Annotated in this window: 1 protein-coding gene; it reads right to left on the bottom strand. The window is 65.1% G+C overall.

Annotation, left to right across the window (positions count from 1 at the left end; genetic code table 11):
• Nucleotides 1–67: 67 nt before the first annotated feature.
• Nucleotides 68–954: IS66 family transposase (gene tnpC / locus ACFHYO_RS15950; protein WP_394321712.1), on the bottom strand; the 887-nt coding region annotated here is incomplete at its 5' end.

Here is a 954-nt window from a genome sequence, read left to right as displayed (position 1 = left end):
ACCTCGATCTGGCGCATCGGCTGCGGGTCGACGTCGTTCAGGATGATCCGGAGGCGGGCGATCAGGGTCATGCGGCCATCCTTTGAGGGGGTCGAGACCAGTTCCAAGGCAGGAGATCCGGCACTCTGGAAGCAGTTGTGTCGGGAAGCCGTGCGAGGACATCGGCCAGCCAAGCCTGAGGGTCAACATCGTTCATCTTCGCGGTGACGATGAGGGAATACATGAAGGCGGCTCGGTCGCCACCACGCTGGGAACCGGCGAAGAGCCATGACTTCCGGCCAAGGGCGACCCCGCGCAGCGCCCGCTCTGCGGCGTTGTTCGTCAGGCAAACCCTGCCGTCATCAAGGAACCGGGTGAAGGCGGGCCAGCGCTCCGCCTTGAACATGTAGCCGATCGCCTTGGCGACCGGATTGTGCTTCGACATCCTGTCGCGCTCGGCAAGCAGCCAGTCGTGCAATGCCTCGACCAGGGGTCGGGACAGCGGGCGCCTGGCCTCCTGCCGTTCTACAGCGGCCAGGCCATTGATGCCGCGCTCAATGTCGAAGATTGCATCGATACGGGCCACCGCCTCCAGCGCGACAGGTGAGATGTCATGGACGGATTTGCCCTTCCGGGCATTCCCCTCGATGTCGGCTAGCTCGAAGAACTTGCGCCTGGCATGGCTCCAGCAGAGCGCGCTCTCGACCGGCCCCGGATCGCGGTCAGCTCGGTAGAGATCGTTGTAGCCCCCATAGGCGTCGGTCTGCAGGATGCCCTGCCACCCGCCGAGATGCCGGTTCGGGTTGGTCATTGCGCGGTCGCGGGAGAAGTGGAACAGCGCAGCAGGCGGGGCCCCGCCGCCGAAGGGGCGATCATCCCTGACATAGGTCCAGAGCCGGGCGGTATGTGTCCCGCCCTTTGCCAGCAGCGGCACCGTCGTGTCATCTCCGTGCAGCCGTTCGGCATCGAGGACAT

Source organism: Paracoccus panacisoli (genome assembly GCF_042435015.1).
In the GTDB taxonomy this organism is placed as follows: Bacteria; Pseudomonadota; Alphaproteobacteria; order Rhodobacterales; family Rhodobacteraceae; genus Paracoccus; species Paracoccus panacisoli.
The sequence above is the reverse complement of the archived record's forward strand: the minus strand, read 5'-3'. Positions and strand labels throughout refer to the sequence as shown.